Annotated in this window: 20 protein-coding genes; all 20 read right to left on the reverse strand. The window is 63.1% G+C overall.

Going from position 1 to position 25,852, the window contains the following annotated elements; translation table 11 throughout:
- Positions 1-518 precede the first annotated feature (518 nt).
- Complete coding sequence (locus HEP69_RS22960) at positions 519-2,360, reverse strand: ABC transporter ATP-binding protein (RefSeq protein ID WP_290560849.1); 1,842 nt, start codon at positions 2,358-2,360, stop codon at positions 519-521.
- On the reverse strand, positions 2,360-3,193 hold the full coding sequence (locus HEP69_RS22965; protein ID WP_290560850.1) for an ABC transporter permease: 834 nt from the start codon (positions 3,191-3,193) through the stop codon (positions 2,360-2,362). Before HEP69_RS22965 ends, HEP69_RS22960 begins: the two co-directional genes overlap by 1 nt.
- Complete coding sequence (locus HEP69_RS22970; protein WP_290560851.1) at positions 3,190-4,131, reverse strand: ABC transporter permease; 942 nt, start codon at positions 4,129-4,131, stop codon at positions 3,190-3,192. Before HEP69_RS22970 ends, HEP69_RS22965 begins: the two co-directional genes overlap by 4 nt.
- A 72-nt stretch (positions 4,132-4,203) precedes the next feature.
- Positions 4,204-5,748 carry an ABC transporter substrate-binding protein gene (locus HEP69_RS22975; protein ID WP_290560852.1) on the reverse strand — a complete coding sequence of 515 codons (1,545 nt, stop codon included), beginning with the start codon at positions 5,746-5,748 and terminating at the stop codon, positions 4,204-4,206.
- A gap of 85 nt (positions 5,749-5,833) precedes the next feature.
- Complete coding sequence (locus HEP69_RS22980; RefSeq protein WP_290560853.1) at positions 5,834-7,486, reverse strand: amidase; 1,653 nt, start codon at positions 7,484-7,486, stop codon at positions 5,834-5,836.
- A 141-nt stretch (positions 7,487-7,627) separates the two neighbouring features.
- Positions 7,628-8,377 (reverse strand): DUF1028 domain-containing protein, encoded by a 750-nt coding sequence (locus tag HEP69_RS22985; RefSeq protein ID WP_290560854.1) that lies wholly within the window; start codon positions 8,375-8,377, stop codon positions 7,628-7,630.
- Between the two features lie 11 nt (positions 8,378-8,388).
- Entirely contained in the window at positions 8,389-10,179 is a 1,791-nt protein-coding gene (locus HEP69_RS22990) for a gamma-glutamyltransferase (protein WP_290560855.1), read from the reverse strand.
- 14 nt (positions 10,180-10,193) lie between these two features.
- On the reverse strand, positions 10,194-11,072 hold the full coding sequence (locus tag HEP69_RS22995) for an ABC transporter permease (RefSeq protein ID WP_290560856.1): 879 nt from the start codon (positions 11,070-11,072) through the stop codon (positions 10,194-10,196).
- On the reverse strand, positions 11,069-12,013 hold the full coding sequence (locus tag HEP69_RS23000) for an ABC transporter permease (protein WP_290560857.1): 945 nt from the start codon (positions 12,011-12,013) through the stop codon (positions 11,069-11,071). The genes HEP69_RS22995 and HEP69_RS23000 overlap by 4 nt, the downstream gene beginning before the upstream one ends.
- Before the next feature lie 81 nt (positions 12,014-12,094).
- Positions 12,095-13,606 (reverse strand): ABC transporter substrate-binding protein, encoded by a 1,512-nt coding sequence (locus HEP69_RS23005; RefSeq protein ID WP_290560858.1) that lies wholly within the window; start codon positions 13,604-13,606, stop codon positions 12,095-12,097.
- A 5-nt stretch (positions 13,607-13,611) separates the two neighbouring features.
- Complete coding sequence (locus tag HEP69_RS23010) at positions 13,612-14,712, reverse strand: dipeptide ABC transporter ATP-binding protein (protein ID WP_290560859.1); 1,101 nt, start codon at positions 14,710-14,712, stop codon at positions 13,612-13,614.
- On the reverse strand, positions 14,709-15,710 hold the full coding sequence (locus tag HEP69_RS23015) for an ABC transporter ATP-binding protein (RefSeq protein ID WP_290560860.1): 1,002 nt from the start codon (positions 15,708-15,710) through the stop codon (positions 14,709-14,711). Before HEP69_RS23015 ends, HEP69_RS23010 begins: the two co-directional genes overlap by 4 nt.
- Entirely contained in the window at positions 15,707-16,423 is a 717-nt protein-coding gene (locus tag HEP69_RS23020) for an FCD domain-containing protein (protein WP_290560861.1), read from the reverse strand. The genes HEP69_RS23015 and HEP69_RS23020 overlap by 4 nt, the downstream gene beginning before the upstream one ends.
- Before the next feature lie 387 nt (positions 16,424-16,810).
- Entirely contained in the window at positions 16,811-18,319 is a 1,509-nt protein-coding gene (locus HEP69_RS23025; protein WP_290560862.1) for an aldehyde dehydrogenase family protein, read from the reverse strand.
- A 1-nt stretch (position 18,320) separates the two neighbouring features.
- A complete protein-coding gene (locus HEP69_RS23030) occupies positions 18,321-19,178 on the reverse strand; it encodes an NAD(P)-dependent oxidoreductase (protein ID WP_290560863.1) in 858 nt (285 codons plus the stop codon).
- The gene (locus HEP69_RS23035) at positions 19,175-20,890 is read right to left on the reverse strand and encodes an ABC transporter ATP-binding protein (RefSeq protein WP_290560864.1); all 1,716 of its coding nucleotides are present in this window, start codon (positions 20,888-20,890) and stop codon (positions 19,175-19,177) included. Before HEP69_RS23035 ends, HEP69_RS23030 begins: the two co-directional genes overlap by 4 nt.
- Complete coding sequence (locus tag HEP69_RS23040; protein ID WP_290560865.1) at positions 20,887-21,789, reverse strand: ABC transporter permease; 903 nt, start codon at positions 21,787-21,789, stop codon at positions 20,887-20,889. Before HEP69_RS23040 ends, HEP69_RS23035 begins: the two co-directional genes overlap by 4 nt.
- Before the next feature lie 3 nt (positions 21,790-21,792).
- On the reverse strand, positions 21,793-22,764 hold the full coding sequence (locus tag HEP69_RS23045; protein WP_290560868.1) for an ABC transporter permease: 972 nt from the start codon (positions 22,762-22,764) through the stop codon (positions 21,793-21,795).
- Positions 22,765-22,831: 67 nt separating this feature from the next.
- Positions 22,832-24,412 carry an ABC transporter substrate-binding protein gene (locus HEP69_RS23050; RefSeq protein ID WP_290560866.1) on the reverse strand — a complete coding sequence of 527 codons (1,581 nt, stop codon included), beginning with the start codon at positions 24,410-24,412 and terminating at the stop codon, positions 22,832-22,834.
- A gap of 119 nt (positions 24,413-24,531) precedes the next feature.
- Positions 24,532-25,449 (reverse strand): LysR family transcriptional regulator, encoded by a 918-nt coding sequence (locus HEP69_RS23055; RefSeq protein WP_290560867.1) that lies wholly within the window; start codon positions 25,447-25,449, stop codon positions 24,532-24,534.
- Positions 25,450-25,852: the final 403 nt, after the last annotated feature.

Genomic DNA, 25,852 nt, shown 5'->3' on the forward strand with positions numbered 1-25,852 from the left:
TTGGGTTGTTCTTCGCTGGTTGCTTTTTTTTTTTGTGGGGTCCGACCTGCCAATTATTTCGAAAATTCTATTTGTCGGCAGGGTGAGCCGGCCGGGTGGGGCGGCTTTGTACACTATATGGTAGCGGAAAGCGCCGCCACGGGATAGTCTTGTGCCATGACATACGAACCCGCCACCTTCCCAGACGACGCAAACAAGCTACCGCAACTGCCGGGCTGGGTCACCCCTGGGCAGCCAGAAGCTCTTGAAACTGTGGCCTTTCAATCAGCGGCCGCGCTGACGGTGCTCGACCAACTGATCGGTCGGTACCGGGACGAACGGCGCGGTCCGGCAGACGATCCTTGCGCGTCGCTCGTTGTGTTGGACAGCGACAATGCCGTCGATACCATGCGCGGTGACGGGCAGCTTGCCCGCTGGGCCGGACGAACCGGGCCTGCCGCTCTGCCCGGACGACAGTGGCTATTCCAGGCTCAGCCAGACCTGGAGTGCGCCCATGGACGCGGCGCCAGGTGTTGTGGTCAGTCGAACCCCGGCCCCATCTCACCCCGGAGCACCAGATGCCCTGGCGCCATCTCGTCATAGATCGACGGGGCGGGGGTGTGGTCACGCGGAAAAACCGGAGAGGGGATCGGGCGGAAGTTCAGATCATCTGAGATGTTGCGCCGTGTGGGGTCGGCGACCGGGACCGCCGACAGCAGCGATTTGGTATAGCTGTGCTGCGGACTTTCAAAGACCTGCTGCCGACTGCCGATCTCGACCAGACGGCCCAGATACATCACCCCAACACGGTGCGCGACCCGTTCGACCACGGCCATGTCATGGCTGATGAACAGATAGGAGACGCCCAGTTCGGCCTGCAACTCCATCATCAGATTGAGCACTTGCGCCTGCACCGATACGTCAAGCGCGCTGACCGCTTCATCGGCAATGATCAGTTTGGGATTGACCGCCAGCGCACGGGCGATGGCGACCCGCTGGCGCTGACCGCCGGACAGCTCGTGCGGGAAACGCAGCATGAAACCGCGCGGCAGCTCGACCCTGTCGAAAAGCTCGGCCACGCGGTCCTCGACCGTGCCGGGGGTGTCGATGGCGAAATTGCGGATCGGCTCGGCAACCTGGTCACGCAGCCGCATATAGGGGTTGAGCGAGGCGAAAGGGTCCTGAAACACCATCTGCATGTCGCGCCATGCCCGGCGCCGCAGATCGCGATTGCGGAGGGCAAGAATATCTGTCTGATCCAGCAGCACCTGCCCGGATGTCGGCTCCGAAAGCCGCAGGATCGAGCGGCCGCAACTTGACTTGCCGCAACCGGACTCTCCGACCAGGGCCAGTGTCTGGCCGCGACCGATGTCAAAGCTGACATCCTCGACCGCATGAACATTGGCGACGGTCCGCCGGAACAGACCGCCCTTGACCGGATAGCGCGTGGTCAGATTGCGGACCTGCAACAGCTTTTTGGGCGCCGCGCCCATCGGGATCAGGGAGGCCTGCGGGGTTTGCGCGCCCACCAGCCGCATGGGCGCGGGCGCGGGTTTGCCGCGCATTTCCCCCAGGCGCGGCACGGCGGCGAGCAGCTTGCGCGTGTAGTCCTGCTGCGGCGCCGCAAAGATGCGTTCGACGGGCCCTTCCTCGACCAGCTTGCCGCGATACATCACCACCACGCGGTCGGCCATCTGCGCCACGACAGCCATATCGTGGGTGATGAAAAGCACCGCCATACCGGTTTCCCGCTTGAGCCGGTCGATGAGGGCCAGGATTTCCGCCTGGATCGTCACATCGAGCGCCGTCGTCGGTTCATCCGCGATCAGCAGACGCGGCTCGCAGGCCATTGCCATGGCGATCATCACACGCTGACGCATCCCGCCCGACAGCTCATGCGGGTACTGTTTCAGCCGCCGCTCGGGCTCGGGTATGCGGACCTGCTGCAATAGCTCCAGCGCCCGGGCGCGGGCCTGGCCGCGCGACATGCCACGATGCGCGCGCAACCCGTCGGTCATCTGTCGTTCGATGGTGAAAACCGGGTTGAGCGAGGTCATGGGCTCCTGAAAGATCATGCCGATCTCGTCGCCCCGGATGGTCTGCATCGTCTCTGCGTCGGTCTGCGCAAGGTCGATCTGTTTGCCGTTGAGCGAGAACCCCAGCCGCCCCGACGTGATCCGCCCGCCGCCGAATTCAACCAGCCGCATGAGCGACAGGGATGTGACCGACTTTCCCGACCCGCTTTCGCCCACCACGCACACCGTCTCGCCCGGTGCGATGGAAAAGCTGATGTCTTCGACCCCGACGATGGGGCCATCCTCGCCCCGGAATTCCACGCGCAGGCTGTCGATACTGACCAGCGGGTCCTGATCGTTTGCCATCACGCTGCCCCCCGTGTGCGCGGGTCGAGCGCGTCGCGCAGCGCGTCGCCGAACATGTTGAGCCCCAGTACCGTCAGGGCGACCGCCGCGCCGGGAACCAGCGCAGTCCACGGCGCCCGGTCGAGATAGTCGCGTGATGCCTGGATCATCAGCCCCCAGGACGCGTCGGGTGGCTGCGTTCCAAGGCCCAGAAAGCTCAAGCCCGCCTCGGCCAGGATCGCGAAGGCGAGGCTGATGGTCGCCTGCACGATGACCGCGGGCATGATGTTGGGCAGGATATGCAGCGTGATCAGACGCAGGTCGGAATTGCCGGCGGTCCGGGCCGCCTCGACATAGGGCATCTGGGCCACCCGCAGGGCTTCGCCCCGGATGATGCGGGCCAGAAACGGTGTAAACGCGATGCCGATCGCGATGATGGTGTTTTGCAGGTTCGGCCCCAGGATCGCCGAGATCGTCAGCGCCAGCAGCAATGCGGGAAAACTCAGGAGCGTATCCACGAGCCGCATCAGGACATTGTCGGTTGTCCGGCCCATATACCCAGAAATGAGGCCCAGCGGCAGGCCGATGACAATGGACATCAGCACCGCCGCCGCCGCGATGAAGATTGAGGTCTGCGCGCCCAGCAGGACCCGGAACATCAGGTCGCGACCAAGCTGATCGGTGCCCATCGGATGCGCCCATGTCGGCGGCGACAGCCGTGCGCGCATGTCCATCCGGGTTGCCCAATCGGCGGGGATCAGGATCGGGGCAAGAATTGCGATTGACAGCACGATCAGCACGATGGCCGTGCCGAGGATGCCCTTGGTGCTGCGAAAGGCTGGGGGCACCTTCATGACAACCGGATCCTTGGATCGACCACGGCATAAAGCAGATCCACGATCAGGTTCGCCAGCATCACCACCGCCGCGATTACAAAGACGCTGGCCTGAATAAGCGGGATGTCGCGGTTGAGCAGCGCCTGATAGGTCAGCCAGCCCATGCCGGTATAGTTGAAGAGGCTCTCGATCACGATGATCGAACCGAAGAGGTAGCCCACCTGCAACCCCGCCACCGTCATCACCGGCCCCACCGCATTGGCCAGTCCGTAACGCCAGACCACCGTGCCTTCGTTCAGACCCTTGGCACGGGCCACGCGAATGAATTCCTGTTTCAGGATGCCCGTCATCGTGGCCCGGGTCATGCGCGTCAGATGCGCCATCAGCCCCAGACCCAGCGCCAGCGAGGGCAACAGGGCATGCCGTATCGCGGCGCCCAGATCCTCGGCCGGATCGACAAAGCCCGAAGAGGGCAGCCATCCCAGCCCCCGCGCAAAGAGCAGGATCAGCATGATGCCCCAGAAGAAATCCGGCAGGCTCACGCCCAGCATCGCGGTTGAGCTTGCCGCCGTGTCCTGCCAGCGGTTGGCATGCACTGCCGCCCAGACCCCCAAGGGAACCGCGCAGGTCAGCGCGATGGCCATCGAAAACAGCACCAAGAGCCCGCTCGCCGTCATCTTTTGCACCAAGAGCGGGGCAATCGGCTCCTTGAAGACCAGCGACGACCCCCAGTCGCCCGTGAGCATGCCGCCGATCCAGCGCCCGTATTGCACCAAAAGCGGATCGTTCAGCCCCAGCGTCTCGCGCAGGCCCGCCAGGGCCTCGGGGTTGGATTGGGTGCCCATGATCATCATGGCCACATCGCCGGGCAGGATATTGGTCACCGCGAATGTGATCGCGGAGATCAGAAAGAGGGTCAGCATCATCGAGAAGACGCGGTTGAGAATATAGCTCACGCGAGGGTCGCCCTTGTCAGCAGGTCAATGGACCGGGGCACAGATCCGCGCCCCGGCCGTGTCATGCGGCCCTCAGGCCTCGGCCAGCCAGACCTTGTGGAAGCGCAGGTTGGAGCCGTTGGGATGCACGATGGTGTCGAGCCCCTGAACCGCAGGCTGCGCCCCGATCGTGCCATTGCGGAACCACAGCACCACATCGAGCGTGTCGTCGTGGATGATTTGCTGGACGTCCTTGTAGATCGCCGCCCGCTCGGTCGGATCGACGGTGACACGGGCCTTGGCGGTCAGCGCGTCGACCTGTGGGTGCGAAATCTTGCGGTAGTTGAACGCGCCTTCGGTGTTCCAGAGCGAGTAATAGAGGAAATCCGGCTCCCACAGGGTGAAGAAGTTCATCATGGAAATCTGGAAATCCTTGTCCACCCAGACCTGGCTGAGCCAGTCGGACCAGGTGAGCTGTTCGATCGAGGCATCGACACCGGCCATACGGAACCATTCCAGCATGATCTGCGCGGCTTCCACATGATAGGGATAGTTCGTCGTGACCTTGAAGACGACCGACAGCTCATTGGGCCCATAGCCCGCTTCGGCCAGGAGCGCCTTGGCCTTTTCGATGTCCTGAGGACGCTGCCCGAGATCGCTGTTAAACGAGGCCGATGTCGGATAGCTGGGCGAGGCCGTGACAGCCCCTTGCCCCCACAGAGCCCCTTCCAGAAGCACGTCCTTGTCGATCATATGGTCGAAGGCCTCGCGGACCTTGGGGTTCTTGAACGGCTCGAACTCGTGGTTGAAATTCACGAAATCCCAGTTCAGCGGGAACCACGACACGACCTGAAGATCGTCGGCGCCTTCGATCTCGGCGATGCGATCGGCGGGGATGTCGTTGATCATGTGCAGCTCACCGGTCCGCAGGCCGGTCAGGCGGACGGTCGGTTCGGTGATCTCGCGCGCGATGATGCGGTCGAGATAGGCCGGACCGCCCCAATAGTCGTCAAAGCGCTCAAGCTCCACCTCGTTGCCGAATTCGCGGCGGACAAAGCGGAAGGGTCCGCAGCCGACCGGCGTATTGCCCTGTTCGTCGCCCGACCCTTCGGGCATCACGACGCCCGCTCCGTTTTCTGCCAGGCGCGACAGGAACGGCGCGTTCACCGAGGTCAGCGTGACGATCACGGTCAGATCGTCGGGCGTCTCAATGCTGTCCACGGCATTGAAGACCTCGAAATTCACCGCACCGGTATCGGGGTTGCGGCACCGGTCGAAGGAGTATTTCACATCCGCCGAGGTGAGCGTCTTGCCATTGTGGAACATCACGCCGGGGCGCAGCCGGAACGTATAGGTCAGCCCATCCTCGCTTTGCTCAAAGCTTTCGGCGAGGTTGGGAATCACGTTCAGATCCTGGTCCACCGTGACAATCGAATCGTGCACATTCTGCAACACCCGCCCGGTCGAGGCGGTGCCGGTCTGGTGCATGTCGAGGTTCTGGGTCGTCTCGGAATGGCCCCAGATGAGCGTGCCGCCGCGCACCGGTTCGGACTGTGCCTGGGCCGGGCCGGTCAGCCCGTAAAGGACAGTGCCGCCCATCAGGGCCGATGTCGTCTTGAGGAAGTCTCTGCGTTTCATCTTTCGATCTCCTTGTTGCAGATGGGCCGGGCATGCCCGCCCGCCCGTCGGATATCCGCCAGCCTTGATCGGCCGGTTCTCATGCTCAGTCAGGCAGGGGCGGGCGCTCGGAGGCGACGCCGAAACCGGCCTCGAGCGCGAGCCCGAGGTTCAGGATCGTTGCCTCGTCGAAGAGCCGCCCCCAAAGCGAAATGCCCTGCGGCACGCGATGCTTCCTGCCGCTTGCATCCGCGGCGCCCGTGGTCAGTTTGCCCGCGCCCAGAGAGGCCGCGCTGCGGGTGCCCAGATCCTCGAAGCCTGCGCGCAGGTGCAGGCAGGGATGGCCGGTAAAGTTCGACGCGACCAGCATGGGGCCGGTCATGAACGGCCCGATCAGCGCATCGACCTGCTGAAACAGCCCGTCGAGGGCCTGCATCACCAGATAGCGCAGACGATCAAGCTGGACGTGATCGACCGCCGACAAAAAGCGGGCCTTGCGAAACGTGTTGGGCCAGGCGCCATCGTCCTGCCAGGTCAGGGTGTCGTCGGCCCCGGTCAGGGTCAGATGCTCGAACGCTGCGGCCGCTTCGGCGTAAACGACGTTCATCAGCGCGCCATAGGGCAGATCGGGCAGGGAAACCTCGACAACTTCGATGCCCAGGGCCTTGGCTGCCGCCAGTGCCGCATGGTCGACATCTGTGGCCCCGTCGCCAAAGGCTTCGGGCAGATATCCCAGCTTGAGCCCTTCGATCCCCTTGCCCGCGTCGAAGGCGAAGGGCGCCTGGATCGAGCAGCGATCTGCCCGATCGCCGCCATTGATCGCGGCCAGCACCAGTGCGGTGTCCTCGACCCCCCGGCAAATCGGCCCCACCTTGTCGAGCGACCAGCACAGCGCCATGCCGCCCGCCCGGCTGACCCTGCCGAAGGTCGGGCGCAACCCGGTTGGTCCACAGCGCTGGCAGGGCGAGGTAATGGAGCCCAGCGTCTCGGTGCCGATGGCAAAGGCACAAAGCCCCGCCGCCGTGGCGGAGGCCGATCCGGCGCTGGAGCCGGAGGCGCCTTCGTCGGTGTTCCAGGGATTGCGCGTGACGCCCCCATACCAGATGTCGTTATAGGCCAGCGCGCCCACGGTGGTCTTGCCCAACAGAACCGCACCCGCCGCGCGCAGCATGGTCACGATGCGCGCATCGCTGTCGGGCACGCGGTTCCGATAGGGTTCCGCACCCCATCCGGTGACGATTCCGTCAGTGTCGAAGAGATCCTTCAGGCCGTAGGGGAGGCCATGCAGCGGGCCGAGGGATTTGCCCTGCGCGGTCAGCGCATCCATCGCGTCGGCCTCGGCCAGGGCCAGATCCGCCGTGACGGCGGCATAGCACATCAGCTGAGGATTGAACCGGGCGATCCGGTCGAGATAGATCTCGGTCAACCGCCGACTTGTCAGCGCGCCGGAGGCGATCCATGCGCCAAGCTGCGGCAGGCAGGCAAAGGCGATGTCCGCGTCGTTTTCGGGCAAGGGCGTGTCCGGTGCGGTGCCGGTTACCCCGTCGGCCCGGGGCATCTCAAACCCCGGAAGACGCGGATCGAACCGCAGGCTCATCGGCACGGAATTGGGCAGCTCCAGCTTGCGGCGCGCGACGGCAGAGTCGATCTGTCCCTGGAGATTGCCCGCCATCTGCGCGCGCTCCTGCGCGGTGTAGGCAACGGCGAGAAGCCGTTCGGCGGCTTCGATATCGGCCTCTGCGATCTTGTGGTCGTTCATGGCTTACCCCCGTTCAATTTCGATCCTATCCCGTTGCATGCCGGTCGCACTCTATGGTCTTGCGATCATACGCAAAATCCATAGGCGCCGGGTGCAGGCGTCCATAAAACCGGCAGCGATGCACAAATGCAAAGCGCCGCCTCATAGCGGTGTCGCGAAAGACCGGCTGGTCTGGCCTGCCGCCTTGCGACGCTCCTCTTGGGTGGCGATTTCGGCATCTATGGCGGTCCGGTCGAGCGTCCCATGCGGATTGGCCCGCGTCGGCAGTGTTTTCGACATCACCAGGAAACGCTCCTGCGCCACGGCATAGAGCCTGCGCATCTCGGCAAGCGGGTCGGGATGATCGTCAGCGCGCAGATCGAGCCAGGGATAGGGCTCGGACCGGTGGACGATCAGGGCCGCCGATTGTGTGCCGCGTTTGTCTCCGCCTGCGTCCGCGCCCGCCTCCATCGCGGTCATCAGCCGCTCGATCAGGGGCAGATCCGCGTGGGTGCGATAGGCCTCAAGCGTGGCGCGCACCACAGCCTCTCCCGCCAGCATATTGCCCGCGACAGAGACGCCCTGCGCGGTCAGATGCCCGGACCAGCCGACGCAATCGGGGCCGGTATAGGCGGCGGTACGGCCGTGCGCGTCGACCATGTGGAGCTGCCGGTTGGCGCGCCCCGCATCGGCCTGCACCAGCGCGTCGCACACGTCTTGCGGCGGCTGTCCCGTGGCAAGCCGGTCGGCCGCGTCGATGCCCCAGAGCGGGCTGACGAAAGCCTGCGTTGCCACCGCGCCCTTGCCTGCGCGGATATGCGGGACAAGCGCGCCAACCGCAAAAAAGCGGCTGGCGACCGCCACCCCAAGCTCTCCGGTTTGCCCATCCTGTGCAACGATTGAATAGGTCATCGCGGTCTGCCTCAGCGCCCGACCGCATAGGCCTGCATCAGCCGCGGGGTTGCGGCGGCCCTGAGCAGCCCTTCGGGTGTCCGGCTTGCGGCGGTCAGTCGTCCGATGCTCCAGGGGTCGGCCACGTCGACCGCATGTCCGCGTGCGCGCAGATCGGCGATCACCGCCGCGCCGAAATCCGGTTCGACCATCAGGTGGCCGGGACGCACCGGGTGCGGATCGAAAGAGCCCTGGAAATGCGCGGTGTTGAACAGCGGCGCGTCGATGGCCTCCTGCAGGTTCATGCCGCTGTGGACGAGGCGCAGAAACAGCATCAGTTGCCATTGATCCTGCTGATCGCCGCCGGGTGTGCCGAAGGCATGCTGTGTGCCGTCCGGTCCCTGGGCCATCGACGGCGACAACGTGGTACGCGGGCGCCGCCCCGGAGCGAGCGATGTGGGCAGCCCTTCATCAAGCCAGAACATCTGCGCCCGGCTGTTGAGCGCCATCCCCAGGCCCGGCACCACCGGAGAGCTTTGCAGCCAGCCGCCCGACGGGGTCGCGGAGACCGAATTGCCCCACCTGTCGATCACGTCGATATGCACCGTGTCGCCGCGTTTTTCCGACAGGTGCGCCATTGTCGGCTCTCCCGCGCCGACGCCGCCCACAGCCTCCTGGCTCGCGGCGGCGCGTGCGATGGCGGCATCGGCCTGCCCCTCGAACCCGTCGATCCGCCCGGGACGCTGTGCAAGGCTCGCCTCGGCCCCCAGCAGGGCGCGCCGCCCTTCGGCATAGTCGCGCGACAAGAGCATGTCAGCCGGGATATCACTGTGATCCGGATCGCCGTAATAGGCCTCGCGATCCGCGAAGGAGAGCTTCATCGTCTCGGTCACCAGATGCACGAAGTCCGCGCCCCGGCTGTCCATCTGGGCAATGCCACTGCCCTCCAGCACGCGCAGCGATTGCAACATGGCGGGTCCCTGGCTCCAGATCCCGGGTTTCCAGACCGTCCAGCCTTCGTAGTCAGCCGAAAGGGGCGGCTCATAGCTGGCCTGCCAGGTGGCCATATCCTCTCCGGTCAGCACGCCCTTATGCGCGGTGCCGGAGGCATCCATGACACAAGCCTGCCGCATCCAGCCGTCAATCGCCTCGGCCACGAAACCCTGATAGAAGGCCCGCCGGGCCGCTTCGATCTGTGCCTCGCGACCCTGTGCCGCCTCGGCCTCGCGCAGGAGCCTGTCCCAGGTGTCGGCCAGCGTGGGGTTGCGAAAGAGCGCGCCCGCCGCGGGGGCCGCGCCCCCCGGCAGCCACGTCTCGTAAGAGGTGGGCCATTCATCGCGGAAGAAATCGGACAGCCCGTCAATGGTGGCGGCGACACGGGGCAGCATCGGGTGGCCGTGGCGGGCATAGAAGATCGCCGGTTCAAGAACATCGCGCAAGGGCAGGCGCCCGTGATCGCGCAACATCAGCATCCAGGCATCAAAAGCGCCCGGCACCACGGTCGCAAGCAGCCCCGAGCCGGGGATCCTGTCCAGCCCTTCGGCACGGTAATGAGCGATGCTTGCCCCCGCGGGCGCGACGCCTTGACCACAGATGACCTGCGGTGCCGCGTCGCCCGCGGACCTGACAAGGGCGGGCATATCACCCAGCGGCCCGTTCAAATGGGGCTCGACCACATGCAGGGTAAAGCCCATCGCGGCGGCGGCATCCGCTGCCGTCCCTCCGGCTTCGAGGATCTTCATGCCGACGGTGGAGGCAATCCAGTGTGTCGAGGTGGCGACACCGAACGTGCCTTGAATTTCAGGTCTTGTGGTAAATGTCATCGGCTGCCCCTTTATCAATCGCGTGGGTCCAGAGCATCGCGCAGCCCATCGCCCAAAAGGTTAAATCCCAGCACCACCAGAAAGATCGCGATACCGGGGTAAAGCGCCATCCAGGGCGCCTGTTCGAGGAAATTCTTGGCCACGTTCAGCATCGCACCCCAGCTTGGCGCCGGTGGCTGCTGACCAAGACCGAGGAACGACAAGGAGGCCTCGGCGATAATTGCAGTGGCAATGGTCAGTGTCGCCTGTACGATGATCGGCGGGATGATGTTGGGCAGGATATAGCGTCCGATCATCCCAAGATGCCCGATCCCCACCGCACGCGCGCTTTCCACGTAATCCTCGGTCATCACCGTCATGGTCTGCGCCCGCGCCAGACGGATGAAGATCGGCATGGCCGACAGCCCGATGGCGATCATCGCATTGGTCAGCGAGGGCCCCAGAAAGGCCGCAAGCGCAATCGCGAGGATCAGGAACGGCGCGGCCAGAAGCGCCTCGGTAAAGCGCGAAATGACGGCATCGGTCCAGCCGCGCAGATAGCCCGCGAGCATGCCCAGAGGCACACCCAGCAGCACCGCGATCAGGACCGATACGACCCCGGCCAAAAGCGACGCCTGCGCGCCCCAGATCATCCGGCTGAGGACATCCCGGCCAATCTCGTCGGTGCCGAAGGGATGCGCGGCGGACGGCGCCTGGCGCACCGCCGACCAGTCGGTCTCGGTCGGGCCGGGCACCGGCAAGAGCGGGGCCAGCAGCGCCACGATCAGGAAAAACAGCACGATCACCCCGCCCAGCAGCGCCGACGGGCTGCGGCGGAACTTTTCCCAGGCGCGGTTGCGGCGGGGCGGCGGCAGCGGATCGGCGTCTGTCTGCGGATCGACGGCAGCGGTCATTTCTCGGACATCCTCGGGTTCAGGACGCGGTATGCCGCATCGGCCAGTATGTTCATGAAGATGAAAGCGATGCCGGTACACAGCACGATCCCCTGCACCACCGCATAGTCGCGGTTAAAGACAGCGTCGACGACCAGCTTGCCAAAGCCGGGAATGGTGAAGATCTGTTCGGTCAGGACGGCGCCGGCCAGCAACTCTCCGAAGAGCAGGGTGATGACGGTTACCACCGGCACCAGCGCGTTGCGCAGGGCGTGCTTGACCAGGACGACGCGTTCGCGCAGGCCCTTCGCGCGGGCGGTGCGCACATAGTCGGATTTCAGCACGCTCAGCATCGCAGACCGGGTATGGCGCATGAGCGTGGCGGCGATGGCCGTGCCCAGCACGAATGCGGGCATGATCATGGTGCGGATCGATTGCAGCGGATCCTCGGTCAGCGGCACATAGCCCGATGCCGGAAGCCAGCCGAGCCTGACCGAGACAAGCAGGATCAGCATGATCCCCAGCCAGAAGTTTGGAACCGACAGGCCCGACAGGGCGGTGACATTGGCGACCCAGTCGATCCAGGTCCCTTTCTTATAGGCCGACAGCACACCCGCGGGGATGCCGATGAGAATGGCGATGATCAGCGCCATCACGGCAAGCTGGATCGTCACGGGGAGTTTTTCCCCGATCAGTTCAAGCACCGGTTGCTGGGTGCGCAGCGATATGCCCAGATCGCCCTGCAACGCGTTTCCGGCCCAGGCGAGGTACTGTATCGGGATCGGATCGTTGAGGCGATACTTCTCGCGCAGCGCGGCGATCAGCTCGGGGTCACGCTCTTCCCCGGCCATGACGAGGATCGGATCGCCCGGCAGCAGATGCTGAAGAGCGAACACGAAAATCGAGATCAGAATGACCGTGGGGATCGCGATGATGACCCTGCGAGCGAGAAAACCGAGCATAGAGGGACCTTACGAATGTGGTGCAGGGGGTTCGGTCCGCCGCCCCGGAGACCCCGGAGCGGCGGGTGTCATGGCTGCGCGTTACTCGGCCACGGACACACCGTGCAGGCGGATCATGCCGTCGGGATAGGGCGTGAACCCGTCCGCCGCGCTGTCGAGCGCCCAGATCCACACCGGGTGGTAGAGATAGACGATGGGCATGTCTTCCTGCTGCTTGGCGATCGCGGCGTTGTAGCTTTGCTTGCGCACCGCCGGATCGGTGGACAGGCGGGCTTGGTTCAGGAAACGATCCATATCGGGGTCGGAGTAATGCGAGTCGTTGATCCCGCCGCCGGTGGTCATGAACTGGTGGATATTGCCATCCGGATCGACCCGCCCCGACCAGCCGATCTGACTGGCGGTGAACTCACCCGCCGTCTGGTCGGCCAGAAGCGTGGCGAATTCTTTGGCGGCCAGTTCGATGGTGATGCCCGCCTCGCTGGCCATCGCCTGAACCACCTGCATGACCTGTGCCTGGACCGGGTTGTTGGTGACCTGAACCTCAATGGTCACGCCATCGGCAAAACCGGCCTCGGCCAGAAGCGCCCTGGCGGCTTCGATGTCCCGTTCGGGCACCGGGAAATCGGCATTGTACCAGGGAGATGTGGGCGAGTAGGGCTGGTTGCCGGGCGCGAAGGCCCCTTCGAAGACCACCTGGTTCAGTGCCGTGCGGTCAATCGCCAGCGACAGCGCCTGACGCACCGCCGCGTTCTGACCCAGCGGATTTTCCGCGCGCGGGCCGTTGGCTATATTCATCGTGATGCCCTGATAGCCCAGCGATGTCGCCTTTTCGACCACCAGCCCGTCATCCGCCTCGGCCGAGGCGAGGTCCGTCGCGGCAAGCCGTTCGAGCATATGCAGATCGCCCGCCCGCAGGTTGGCAAGGCGCACCGTGGTGTCCGGGATCGGCAGGAAGGTGACTGTGTCAAAGTTGATCTCGTCCGCGCGGTAATAGTCTGCGAACTTTTCCAGCACGATGCGGTCCTGCTGGATACGCTCTTTGAATGTGAAGGGGCCTGCGCAGACCGGGTTCAGACCGAAGGCCTCGCCCGCCTCGGCGGTGGCCTTGGGTGACAGCATCATGCCCGACCGGTCGGCGAATTGCGCGATCAGTGTGGCGTCCGGCGCCGAGAGATTGAACTTGATGGTATAATCGTCGATCACCTCGGTGCTTTCGATGGATCTGACCTCGGATTTCCGGCGGCTCAGCTCGAAATTCTTCGAGCGGTCGATATTGGCCGCGACCGCCTGGGCGTTGAAGGGTTCGCCATCGTGGAAGGTGACACCTTCGCGCAACGTCATGGTCAGCTCGGTCCCGTCCTCGTTCCACTCCCATCCGGTGGCCAGCATCGGAACGATCTCGAGGTCGGGCGTGATGTCGACCAGCTTGTCACAAAGCGAGGCATAGACGATGCGGCCCACGAAGGTCCGGGACTGATCGGGGTCGAGCACATCGGGATCCTCTTGCAGACCGATCCGCAGGTCCTGAGCATGGACAAGGCCGCTTGTCGCGGCGAGCATTGCCGCCAGTCCCAGTGTCTTTAAGATACGCATTGCGTTCACTCCTCTTTTTCAAGTGTTGTGGATTGTGTGTTGGCCGTCATGCTGGCGCGCGCCGCGCTGTAGCGGGCAAATCTGGTTGCGACCGCGGGCGGTCGGGCCTGTTCGTCCTGGCGAATGCCGTCCAGCGACAGGCGGTCGGCCAGATGGCAGGCGACGTGGTGCCCCTGTCCCACTGGACGCAGCCGCGGCCGTTCGGTGCGGCAGGTCTGCTCGGCATAGGGACACCGGGTATGGAAGCGGCAGCCGGGCGGGGGCGAGATCGGGTTCGGCGGATCGCCCTCGATCTTGGTTTGCACCTTGCGCGCGCCGATGGCCGGGATCGGGATCGCCGACAGGAGCGCCTCGGTATAGGGATGCGCGGGGGTCGCGAATACGTCTGCGGCATCGCCAAGCTCGACAATCTCGCCCAGATACATCACCGCGACCCGGTCCGCGATATGGCGGATCACGGCCAGATCATGGGCGATGACGATCAGCGTAAGGCCAAATTCATCCTTGAGATCCTCAAGGATATTGACGACCTGTGCCTGGATCGACACGTCGAGCGCCGAGACGGGCTCATCCCCGATAACGATCCTGGGGCCCGTCGCCAATGCGCGGGCGATCCCGATACGCTGGCGTTGGCCGCCAGAGAATTCATGTGGATAGCGGTCGGCGTGGTCGGGCCGCAACCCGACCTTGCGCAGCAGTTCCGCCACTTTGGCACGCCGTTCGGCGGGCGTGCCGATCTTGTGAATGCGCAAAGGCTCACCAATCAGTGCGCCAACGGTCATGCGCGGGTTGAGCGACGAGAACGGGTCCTGAAAGATGAACTGCATCTCTTGCCTGAGCGCGCGCAATTCGGCACCCGTCAACCTGGATATATCGCGGCCGTCATAGATCACCGATCCTTCCGACGCCTCGATCAGGTGCGACAAGAGCCGCGCGAGCGTCGATTTCCCGCACCCGGATTCGCCCACAATCGCGAAGGTCTCGCCTTCGGCGATGTCGAGATCCACGCCATTGACCGCCTGTACGACGCTGGGCGCACCAAACAGCGGTTTGCTGGCAATGAAGTGGCGCGTCAGGCCGCGTGCCTGGAGGATTGCATCGCTCATGCGGTTTCCTTCCACGCGGGCGCGGCCTGCTCGATTGGGGCGTGCCAGCAGGCGACCCGGTGCCCGGGTGCCAGATCGACAAGCGGGGGCGGTGCGTCGCAGGCCGCATCGGCGAACGGACAGCGGGCGGCAAAGCGGCAGCCGACAGGCATATCCAGCGGGCTCGGGACGGTGCCCGGGATGGTCACGAGGCGCTCGCTCCGGCCCGCAAGCGATGGCATCGAGCACATCAGGCCCAGCGTATAGGGATGCTGCGGATCCTCGAAGATCTGCGCCACGCTGCCTGCCTCGACGAGCCGACCGGCATACATTACGGCGACCTTGTCGGCCATCTCGGCGACCACGCCCAGATCGTGGGTAATCATGATCTGGGCCGCCCCCGTTTCGCGCCCCAGACTGCGCATCAGATCGAGGATCTGCGCCTGGATCGTCACATCCAGCGCGGTTGTCGGCTCATCCGCGATGAGAAGCGCGGGATCATTGGCCAGCGCCATGGCGATCATGACCCGCTGCCGCATGCCACCCGAAAGCTGATGCGGATATTCGTCCAGCCGACTTTGCGCGGCGGGGATCCGCACCCGCTCCAGCATCTCCAGCGCCCGCGCCCGACCAACCTCGCGCGAGACATCGCGGTGCGCGCAAACCGCTTCGGCGATCTGATCGCCGATCTTCAGCGCGGGATTTAGCGAGGTCATCGGCTCCTGAAAAATCATCGCGATGCGGTCTCCGCGCAGCGCGCGCAGCGTGGCTTGCGGGGCCGACAAAAGGTCGGTCTGCTGGAACACGGCCGTGCCGCCCTCGATCCGGAGCGGGGTCCCGCCGAGCAGGCCCATCAGTGCCAGGGCGGTCAGGCTCTTGCCGCACCCGGATTCGCCGACGATGCACAGCGTCTCCCCGGCGTCGAGCGTGAAGCTCACATAATCCACCAGCGGTCTTGCTGCCTCGGCCACGCGGATTGTCAGACCTCGGACGTCAAGAAGCGGGGTCGGGGCGGTCATTGGCCCTCCTTTTCCAGCGAGGTCTTTAGGTTGGAGAAAAGCGCCTTGAGATGTTCGCGCATCGCCTCGGCTGCCGCTGCCCCGTCGCGCGCGTCGATCGCGTCGATGATCCGGCTGTGCTGAGCATCGTAGGCCGCGCGGGTCTTGGGTGTGCGCGCGCGATGGCGCTTGCGCTGCCATTCCTCGCCCATGCGCACCTCGTCGATCAGGGTAAAGGCCGTCAACATCACCCGGTTGCCGGCAATCCGCGCGATCGCCCGGTGCAGCGCCCCGTCCCAAAGCTCGGCGGCTTCTGCCTCGCCTGCCTCATGCGTGCGCTCGGCCAGTTGCCGCAACAGGTCAACATCGTCCGCCGTTGCCCGACGGGCGCAGAGATCGGCCAGTGCGGGCTCGATGCAAAGACGCGCCTCCATCGCTGTGAGCGGATCGACTTCGGAGACGATTTTGGCGGCCAGCTCCTCGGTCGGGTCGGGCGGCTGACCGACAAAGGTGCCCTTGCCCTGTTTGCGCCAGACCAGCCCTTCGGCTTCGAGGCGGTCGAGCGCGTAGCGCACCGATCTGCGACCGGCCCCCAGTTCAATCGCCAGACGACGCTCGGTCGGCAACCGCCCATCGGAGGGCAGAAGATCGTCCGTCACCATGTGGCGGATGGCTTGCAACACGCGGAGATTTTCGGACAGGTCCTGACCGTCGATCTTGTCATTTTGCAGCATCGATCCCCCAGAACATTTCGCCTTTGGTTTGAACCAATTTAAGTTTGGTCCGCGCGCGACTGTCAACCAAAACCGTCGCCCCGAAAGGCGCAAGTGGCATTCCGTTGGGTGTCCCGGATTGCTTTGCGCTTAGGTTGGTATGTAATGCATTGATTGAAAATGACTTTTCAGAACCACCTCATTTTTGGGCATCTGGCATGGGATATGTCCTGGGCGCCGGTAAACGCCGACCGGTTCGTTCAAGTTTGAAAGAATCGTTACCGTCTGGAACCCATCGCCGCGTCTTGGCCACATCAAAGCAGGACGTCTTCGCCTCTGGCCGCGGCGGGATATCAGCGCACCGGCGGTTCCACCGAAAACCGGACGGCGACGAACAGGTTCGGGCGGCTAGGACACATATCCAAACGCGATCTTGGGTGTTTCCCCGCTATCGAGCCAGACACTCTTGGGGCTTGTGTATTCGGCCAAGGCGTCTGTTCCGCTGGACCGGCCAAAGCCCGATTGCAGAGAGCCGCCGAACGGGGATGACACATGGATAGCCTTGTAGCTGTTGATCCAGAACGTCCCCGCGCGAATGGCCTGAGAGAGACGATGCGCCCGGCCGACATTGTCGGTCCAGACAGCGCCAGCCAATCCGAAGCTTGTGCCATTGGCGAGGGCTATGGCGTCTTGTTCGGTCTCAAACGGGATCGCCACGACCACCGGGCCAAAGATTTCGGTCTGGGCTGCGGGTGCGGTGTTGTCCAACCCAGCCAGGACCGTTGGTGGAACAAAGTAACCGGTATCGGGCAGCACCTTGCGGGTCAGGACCTGGCCGCCTTGATCTTGGGCTGCCGTGAGCATGCCTGTCACATGGGCGTACTGGCGCGCGTTGCTGATCGGGCCGATTTCCGTGGCCTCTGCCAGGGGGTCGCCAAGCGTGATCGCGTTCATGCCGGTGGAAATCATGTCCAGAAGCTCAGCATGCACCGCCTGGTGCACCAAAAGGCGCGATCCGGCCACACAGCTTTGCCCCGCGCCGGAAAAGATCGCTGCCTGAGCGCCAAGGGCCGCATGTTTGAGGTTTGCATCGTCAAAGACGATATTGGCGGATTTGCCCCCCAACTCCAGAACGACAGGTTTCAGCGCGCGGCCCGCGGCGATCGCGACCTGACGCCCTGTCTGCGGCGATCCGACAAAGACGACCTTGCGGACATGTTCGTTGGCAATTGCCGCTTGCCCTGCGGTGGGACCCAATCCAGCCAGCACATTGACCAGGCCCTTGGGCAGTCCGGCCTTTTCGGCGATTTTTACCAGCGCGATTGTCGTCACGGGCGTCAGCTCGCTTGGTTTGATGACCACGCCGTTGCCGCAGGCGATTGCCGGCGCGATTTGCCAGCCTGCCGTGAACAGGGGCGCGTTCCATGGTGTGATCTGGAAGACCACGCCAAGGGGCTCGCGCAGCGTATAGTTCAGATGTCCGGACGGCACCGGGATGACCTGCCCATGCAGCTTGTCCGCCCAGCCGGCATAATAGCGGAACATCTCGACAACCTTGGCAACCTCGGTCCGGCAATCCCGAATGGGTTTGCCTGCAACCAGCGCTTCCATCCTGGCGAGCGTGTCAGCGCGCCGCTCTATCGCGGTCGCCGCCGCCTGCATGATATTGCCCCGCCCCGCGGCATTGGTTTCGGTCATCCAGGTCTGCTGCGCCGCCGCGGCCGCGGCACATGCCTGGTTTGCAATGTCGGCTTCGCAATCGGGATATTCTGCCAGAATGCAACGGGCGTAGGGATCTTCCAGGGTGATGCCATCACCGCTTCCGCTGACAAGCGCACCGGCGACCAGACTTTGCGGGACAGGGCCAAGCTGCAACTCGGCGCTGAGGGTTTGGAAGAGTGCCGCGCGATCTGTCATATCAGGTCTCGTATCTGTAGATTTCATTGAAGTCCGCGCTGTCGGGCAACATCTTGCGACTGTCTTCCCAGATGGCTGCGATCGCCTCGGTACCGGGGAGGGTCAGCCCAAGCTCTTTGGCCAGGTTTTGGGCGAGGCCGACATCCTTGCGCATCAGCCCCATGGTGAAGCCGGAATCGTAGCTGCCATTGAGGATCCAACGCGGGAAGTTGACCTCGCTGACACCGCTGCGACCGGATCCGGCGTTCAGACCGGTCAGCAGGTCTTCGGCGGAAACCCCGGCACGCCTGGCCATATGAACCATCTCACTGACCAGCACCAGATTGGCCGCGCACAGAAGGTTGTTCGCGATCTTCGCCGCATTGCCTGCGCCGGACGGCCCGATATGGAGCAGTTTTGCCGTCATGCGATCCAATATCGGCCGCAGCGGATCCAGCGCGGCCGCATCCCCGCCGACAACCATCGTCATGGTGCCTGTTCGCGCTCCTGACGGTCCACCGCTGACCGGTGCGTCGAGAAAGGCATAGCCGTTCTGGATGCCGGTTCGGTATTGGGCGCGGCTGGTTTCGGGCTGCGATGTCGTTGTGTCCAGAATGGTGGCGCCCGTCGACAGGGCGGGCACAAGCTCTGACATGACCTGCGTCACAAACGCGGCTTTTGGCAGCGACAGAACGATAACGGGGCAAGTCTGTGCAATCGCGCTGAGGTCGGCTGCAATCTCCACCCCATCCCGCGCGGCCCGCTGGCAGGCTTCGGGGAGCGGGTCATACCCAAGCACGTCATGTCCTGTTTCCATCAACCGGCGGGCCATGGCACCGCCCATAGCCCCGAGCCCGATCAGACCGATAGTCTGGGTCATTGAATAGCCTTCCTTGTTGATGCCGCTGTGTTGGAGGGCCGGTGACCCTCGACGCGCGGTGCGGTGCTGAGAAGATGTCGGGTGTATTCGTGCTCCGGCGATTGGAAGAGGGTTTCGGCCTCTTTCAGTTCCACGATTTTGCCCTTTCGCATGACCGCGACCCGGTCGGACACTTGGCGCACGACAGCCAGATCATGGCTTACAAACAGCATTGTCAGTCCAAGGCTGCGCCGAAGCTCCATCAAGAGCGCCAGCATGTCGGCCTGGATAGAGACATCGAGCGCCGAGGTTGGTTCGTCACACAAAATGAACCGCGGACGCACCGCAAGGGCGCGTGCGATGCAGATGCGTTGGCGTTGACCGCCCGAGAACTGATGCGGGTACTTGCGGCCGTCCTCTGCTGACAGGCCGACCCGTTCCAGGAGTGCCGCAACCAGCCGGGGTGTCTGTGATCGGCTGGCCAATCCATGAAAGCGAATGGGCTCGGCCAGAATTCTGTCGACACGCAATCGGCTGTTGAGGGACGAATACGGGTCCTGGAAAACCACCTGGACGTCCCGCCGAAACGCTTTGCGGGGGGCAGCCCGCCGAAACGCGCTGATATCGCCATGGTCGGTATAGGTCACGCTGCCTTGAGTGATCGGCAGCAACCCTGTCAAAAGCCGCCCGAGTGTGGATTTTCCCGATCCGCTCTCTCCGACCAGGCCCAGAACCTCACCGCGCGCGATTTGGATCTGTGGTACGTCGACTGCGCGAAACGGCGGTTGCCGGATGCCGAAGGACACACCCTTTGCCGGGAATTCCTTGACCAGGTCGGTCGTGTTCAGGAAATGGCCCTCTTCCTCGCGATCATGGGCTTGCAGCAACCATTTATCGATGTCGCCCGTGCGGGGTTCAGGATTGCGGAACCGGTCCTCCCGTTCCGTGATGCTTGGAATTGCGGCGATCAGCCGGGTTGTATAGTCGGCCGTGGGATGGGCGAGAACCTTTTGTGTATCGCCGGTTTCAACCAGTTTCCCATGCCGCATCACGCAAACACGATCCGCTGTTTCCGCGATCACGCCCATATCATGGGTTACAAGGATGACACCCAACGCGCGTTCGCGGCAAATGTCCTTGATGAGGTCGAGAACCTGCTTTTGGACCGAAACGTCCAGGGCTGTTGTCGGCTCATCTGCAATCAGCAGATCGGGATCACCTGCCAGAGCCAGTGCAATGACAACACGCTGGCGCATCCCGCCGGAAAACTCATGAGGGTACTGGTCCATGCGGTTTTTCGCGTCGGAGATGCCGACATCAGACAGGCGTCTGGCGGCCTCGGCGCGGGCCTGCCGCATCGGCATCTTGCGCAGGATAGAGATGGATTGCGCAAGTTGCTGTCCAACCGTCATCAGAGGATTGAGCGAGGTCATCGGATCCTGAAAGATCATCCCGATCCGGCGACCGCGCAGCGCGGCCAATCGGTGCGCCGTCAGTTCTGTGAGATCTTGACCATCCAGCAGGATTTGGCCGGACGTGACACGGCCGGGCGGGCTGAGAAGTCCGATAACGGCATTTCCGACCGTGGACTTGCCAGCGCCGCTTTCGCCGATCAGGCCAACGATCTCACCCTTGTTCAGCGTCAGCTCGAAACCCTGTACGGCAATGAAGTCACCACGCCTGTGGGGGAACGTGATCTGGAGATCCTCGATTTTCAGAAGCGGATCGGTCATCGCAACCTCGGGTTCAGATAGTCGCGCGCCCAGTCGGCCACGAGGTTAAAGGCGATCACCATCATCAAAAGCATGACACCGGGGAAGATCACCACCCACCAGATGCCCGAGAACAGGAACTGGCTTCCGGCCTGGATGAGGGCGCCGAGGGACGGCTCCGTCAACGGGGTTCCGAGCCCCAGAAAGGACAGTGTCGCTTCGGTCACGATCGCGACGGCGATTTGCAGCATGGCCAGAACCAACACCGGGCTGAGAACATTCGGCAGGATATGGCGCAGGATCGTTACATGGGTCGGCAGCCCGATCGCGTGACAGGCGGTGATGTAATCCTGTTCGCGTTGCACCAGCGTCGAGGCGCGGACGATGCGGGCGAATTGCACCCAGCCCGCAAGGCCGATGGCGAGGATCATGATCGGAACCGCCGCCGTGGCAAAAACATCTGCCGGAAGCGCGGTCTTGAGGATACCATTGAGCAAGAGTGCGATGAGGATCGGCGGAAAGGCGAACTGCACCTCTGCGATCCGCATCAGGATCGCATCTGTCAGCCCGCCGAAGTAACCGGCCACAAGGCCGACGGTCAGACCGATCACCGTTGAAAGCGCAACCGCCCCCAACCCCACCATCAGGGAAATCCGCCCACCATAGAGCATCGCCGACAGGACATCGCGGCCCTGCATGTCGGTGCCCAACAAAAACCGGGGATCGGACCGGTCCTGCCAGGCGGGTGGCAGGTTGTTGTCGAGGATCGAGATCGTGGCTGGATCAAACGGCGTGTGCGGCGCGACCCAGGGTGCGAACGTGCAGGCCAGCACCATCAGGATGATGAGCAGCGCCGAGAAGACCGTGATCGGAGAGCGGAGCAGCTCGTACCAGAAATCAGATTTGATCCGGATCAGCATGTGTCAGACCTTGCCGTGCCGGATGCGGGGGTCGATCATGACGTAGAGTGCATCGACGACCAGGTTGGCGACGGTAAAGACCAGACCCACAAAGATCAGATAGGCGGCAAGCAGGGGAATGTCGCTCTGCCCGATGGCATGCAGCAGCAGCGACCCCATGCCGGGCCATTGAAAGACGCGCTCGGTGATTATCGAGAAGGCAAACAGGGAGCTGAGTTGCAATCCGATGGCCGTCACCACGGGAACAAGCGTGTTCTTGAGGGCATGCTGGAGATAGACGACCTGCGCGGGCAGGCCTCGGGCCCAGGCAAATCGGATGAAATCGGTGCGCAGGACTTCCAGCATCTCTGCACGCACCAGGCGCAGAATGACCCCAAGCTGAAACAGGCACAGGACCGCGGCTGGCATGAGCGCATGGCTCAGACCGTCCAACGTGAACAGGCTGGAGCGAAATCCAAAGACGCCCGCCACATCGCCACGCCCGAAAGATGGCAGCCAGTTCAGCCAGACCGAGAAGACCAGGATCATCAGGATGCCAAGAAGAAACGAGGGGATCGAAACGCCGATCACCGACAGAGCCATAATCGCCTGCGCCCAGCCGCCCTTGCGGTGGATGCCGGTGTAGATGCCCGCGGGGATCGCAAGGACAAGCCCCAAGACACCAGAGAGCAGAACCAGTTCCACCGTCGCGGGCAGCCGCTCGGCAATCATGTCGGCGACATCGCGGTTGAAGCTGTAGGAGATCCCCAGATCGCCGCGAAGCGCATCGGCCACAAAGCGCAGATACTGCACGAGGATAGGGTCATTCAGCCCAAGGCTCTCGCGCAGGGCCGCGCGGTCTTCGATAGATGTTTCCTGCCCGACCAGCGCCAGCACAGGATCGCCGACATATTGAAAGACGATGAACCCGACCAGCGCAACGCAAAGCATGACAAGGCAGGCCTGCAACACGCGGGCAATGACATAGTACATCAGATCGTTCCCAATCGCCGGTGAGCTCGGCCATCCCATCGGGAGGGACGGCCGAACTGTCAGGGCCAGGTTAGTTTACGTTGTAATACTCAAGGGGGAATTCAAACGTAGGGTGTTGAACCAGCTCGACCTTCTCAGCCGCGCCCCAGACAAGCTGTTGTACATGCAGTGGCACAAGGCACACGTTCTCGACCATCAGCGCCATGGCGTCCTGCAACAGCCGTTCACGGGCCGCCGGGTCCATGGTGGTGGCGGCCTCTGCCGTCAGGGCATCCGCCTCGGGAACCGAGCAACCGGAGATATTCCAGGAGCCTTTGCCGTTGTCCAGATCGCGCGTGCCCAGGACATTCTGGAACACATTCAGACTGTCCATGGTCGATGGCGTCCAGCTCAGCAGAAAGAACGATGTGCCAAAGTCGGGGGCGACGACCTTCGGAAAGAACTGGGCCTTGGGTTGTGCGATCAGGTTTACCTTGATCCCGACCTGCGCAAGCAAGCTTACCGTTGCCTGACAAATCTGCCCATCGTTCACATAACGATCGGTCGAGCAATCCATGGTCAGCTCGAACCCGTCAGGATACCCGGCTTGGGTCAGCAAGGTCTTTGCCTTTTGCGGGTCGTAAGGCAGACGCGTCAGGTTCGGGTTATAGCCGTTGACCTTGTCCATCACATATTGCGTGGACAGCGTGGCCTGGCCCTGCATGACGCGGTCGATGATCGCCTCGGCGCTGATTGCATGAGCAAAGGCCTGCCGCACGCGCAGGTCAAGAAAGGGGTTCCCCTCGACAGGGCTTTCGATGATCTGGTCGCGCCATTGGTCCATGCCGATATACATCGTGCGGGCCTCTGGGCTGGAGACGACTTTGACGCCATCAGCCGATTCAACGCGCGGAATGTCTTGAAGCGGGAGAGGCATGACGAGATCGACCTCTTGCGACAGCAAAGCCGAGACGAGCGTCGAGGCATTGTTGATCGGGGTAAAGACAACCTCGGTGATATTGCCCATCTCTCCCCAGTAGTCGGGGTTGGCGGCCAGAACGGTCCTTTCACCCTGTGCGCGGCTTGTCACGCTGTAGGGGCCGGTCCCGTTCGCATTGGTCGCGGAATAGGCCTTTTCCTCGGCTTGCAGGTTGATCGGTTCTTCGGCTCCGTTCGCTTCGGCCCATTGCTTGTCGAGGATCATCAAGTCCAACAGATCATTGAGCAGAATGGGGTTCGGCGCCGTCGTCCTGATCTCGACCGTCATCTCGTCAATCGCCGTGACGCTCTCGACAGAGGCAAGAACGTGTTTGAAGTTCGAGCTTTCGGCACGGGCGCGGTTGATCGAAAAGATCACGTCATCCGAGGCAAACGCGGACCCGTCATGGAATGTCACGCCGTCGCGCAGATCGAAGCGCCAGGTTGTTGGGTCTACCTGCTCCCAGTTTTCGGCAAGCTGTCCTGCGATCTCGAAATTGCGGTCGCGCGCCACAAGCCCTTCATAGATGTTTGCAAGAAAGTAGTTTGTGAAGCTTTCGTTGTGGCTGTGCGGGTCAAGGCTCGTCGCGTCGCCCTGAGACGCCATGCGAAGTGTTTCGGCTGACGCCGCGCTTGCCATGGCCGCAACGACAGCAATTCCAGCCGTTGCGGTAAGAACTCTATTACGGATCACGATGGGTCCTCTCACTGTTGAATTGGCGCGATAGCGCAGAGACCAGGCTAGGCCGGGCGTTTGCTCTCGGGAACTGCAATCAATGCGCTTTATCGTTGCGCCAGGCGCAACGCTAAGGATTAGAGTGTGTTTTGAAACGCAAGCATGCTCCGTGCAGCGTGATTGGCCAGACGCAGCGCGCTTTCCGGCAATCGGCGCCCATGTCTGGTTAAGAGGGCGGCTTCGCCTTTGTTCAGTTCAGGCACGTCCAGTGAGCGCGCGACGATCAAACCATCTGCGATTTCGCGGGCCACAACGAAGGCCGGAAGGATTGTGACACCCATTTCCTCTCTGACGAAATTGCGCAATGCGGCGATGGAGTTGGCTTCCAGAACGGCTTGCAACCTCACGCCGTAGACGGCTTCGGTTTCCCGCAAGAGCACACCGATCCCGAAATTGGGTAACGGCAAAGCCATTGGAAGGGCCGCAAGCTGTGGCATGGACAGCGGCGCGTCAGAGCGCGCGAGATCGGAATTGGGGCTGGCCAGCACCGCAAGCGGTTGCCGCGCTTTGAACAACACCCGCAGAGAGGTGTCGGGTTGGGCGTTAAACGCAAATCCGAAATGGGCCGTGTCATCATGTACGGACTGAATGACCTTCTCGGTCGACCCAGATTCCAGCTTATAGGTCAGTCCGGGCATGGCGGCCCGAAAACCCGGCAAGGCGTTGCCCAGAAAGTCACTGATGAACCCATCCCCGATCGCGATGGAGATTTCGCCCCGCCGCATCCCCCGCAGAGCGTCGAAATCCGCTTCGAGCGCTTCGAAGTCGGCCTGCTGCTGGCGCAGATGAGCCAGCAATAGCTGGCCTGCCTGGGTTGCGCGCACACCCCGCCGGCTGCGTTCCATCAGCATCAGTCCAAGCTGGGTTTCCAGCTCTGTGATCTGTCGACTGACAGAAGACGCTTCCAATCCGAGGGTTTCGGCCGCGGCGCGGATGGTGCCCTTCTGGCAGGACAGAAGAAAGGCGCGGGCGTGTCTGCTATCGATCTTGATCATGGTGTTGCACCAGCGCCCTGCTAATCTTGGCAATACGCGCACTCTGCGCAACAAACCGATGTGAGTCAAAGCGCGGTTTTACAGGGACCGAAACATCGTGCCGCAGCCTGCCTGGCGGATTGTCAGCGGCCCCGATCACAGAACCGCGGCCACCCGATGGATGGTGCCGGTGACGGGCTTGTCCCAAAGCGTTATGCAGACGTCATCCGCGCGACGCTGGGTGCCGTGAAGCTGATGGGGTGGATGGCTCCTGCTTCAACCGGCGTCGCAATGCGCCATAGTGGCAGGTGTCAAAATCTGCTTATGAGAGGAGCCACCCTATGCAAGTTACCCCAAACGGGGTTGATCTGGCTAAGAACGTTTTCCAAGTTCATGGGGTAACAACCCCCGGGGAAGAAGTTTT

Origin of the sequence: Aestuariivita sp., assembly GCF_021404545.1 — a bacterium.
Taxonomy (GTDB): domain Bacteria; phylum Pseudomonadota; class Alphaproteobacteria; order Rhodobacterales; family Rhodobacteraceae; genus Aestuariivita.

What these genes read in the sequence shown, in the direction of transcription:
- HEP69_RS23040 (WP_290560865.1), bottom strand. Translation starts at nt 21,789, where the DNA reads ATGCTGATCCGGATCAAATCTGATTTCTGGTACGAGCTGCTCCGCTCT.
- HEP69_RS22965 (WP_290560850.1), bottom strand. Translation starts at nt 3,193, where the DNA reads ATGAAGGTGCCCCCAGCCTTTCGCAGCACCAAGGGCATCCTCGGCACG.
- HEP69_RS22995 (WP_290560856.1), bottom strand. Translation starts at nt 11,072, where the DNA reads ATGACCGCTGCCGTCGATCCGCAGACAGACGCCGATCCGCTGCCGCCG.
- HEP69_RS23000 (WP_290560857.1), bottom strand. Translation starts at nt 12,013, where the DNA reads ATGCTCGGTTTTCTCGCTCGCAGGGTCATCATCGCGATCCCCACGGTC.
- HEP69_RS23055 (WP_290560867.1), bottom strand. Translation starts at nt 25,449, where the DNA reads ATGATCAAGATCGATAGCAGACACGCCCGCGCCTTTCTTCTGTCCTGC.
- HEP69_RS23015 (WP_290560860.1), bottom strand. Translation starts at nt 15,710, where the DNA reads ATGACCGCCCCGACCCCGCTTCTTGACGTCCGAGGTCTGACAATCCGC.
- HEP69_RS23035 (WP_290560864.1), bottom strand. Translation starts at nt 20,890, where the DNA reads ATGACCGATCCGCTTCTGAAAATCGAGGATCTCCAGATCACGTTCCCC.
- HEP69_RS22980 (WP_290560853.1), bottom strand. Translation starts at nt 7,486, where the DNA reads ATGAACGACCACAAGATCGCAGAGGCCGATATCGAAGCCGCCGAACGG.
- HEP69_RS23025 (WP_290560862.1), bottom strand. Translation starts at nt 18,319, where the DNA reads ATGACAGATCGCGCGGCACTCTTCCAAACCCTCAGCGCCGAGTTGCAG.
- HEP69_RS23005 (WP_290560858.1), bottom strand. Translation starts at nt 13,606, where the DNA reads ATGCGTATCTTAAAGACACTGGGACTGGCGGCAATGCTCGCCGCGACA.
- HEP69_RS22985 (WP_290560854.1), bottom strand. Translation starts at nt 8,377, where the DNA reads ATGACCTATTCAATCGTTGCACAGGATGGGCAAACCGGAGAGCTTGGG.
- HEP69_RS23030 (WP_290560863.1), bottom strand. Translation starts at nt 19,178, where the DNA reads ATGACCCAGACTATCGGTCTGATCGGGCTCGGGGCTATGGGCGGTGCC.
- HEP69_RS23010 (WP_290560859.1), bottom strand. Translation starts at nt 14,712, where the DNA reads ATGAGCGATGCAATCCTCCAGGCACGCGGCCTGACGCGCCACTTCATT.
- HEP69_RS22990 (WP_290560855.1), bottom strand. Translation starts at nt 10,179, where the DNA reads ATGACATTTACCACAAGACCTGAAATTCAAGGCACGTTCGGTGTCGCC.
- HEP69_RS23020 (WP_290560861.1), bottom strand. Translation starts at nt 16,423, where the DNA reads ATGCTGCAAAATGACAAGATCGACGGTCAGGACCTGTCCGAAAATCTC.
- HEP69_RS22960 (WP_290560849.1), bottom strand. Translation starts at nt 2,360, where the DNA reads ATGGCAAACGATCAGGACCCGCTGGTCAGTATCGACAGCCTGCGCGTG.
- HEP69_RS22975 (WP_290560852.1), bottom strand. Translation starts at nt 5,748, where the DNA reads ATGAAACGCAGAGACTTCCTCAAGACGACATCGGCCCTGATGGGCGGC.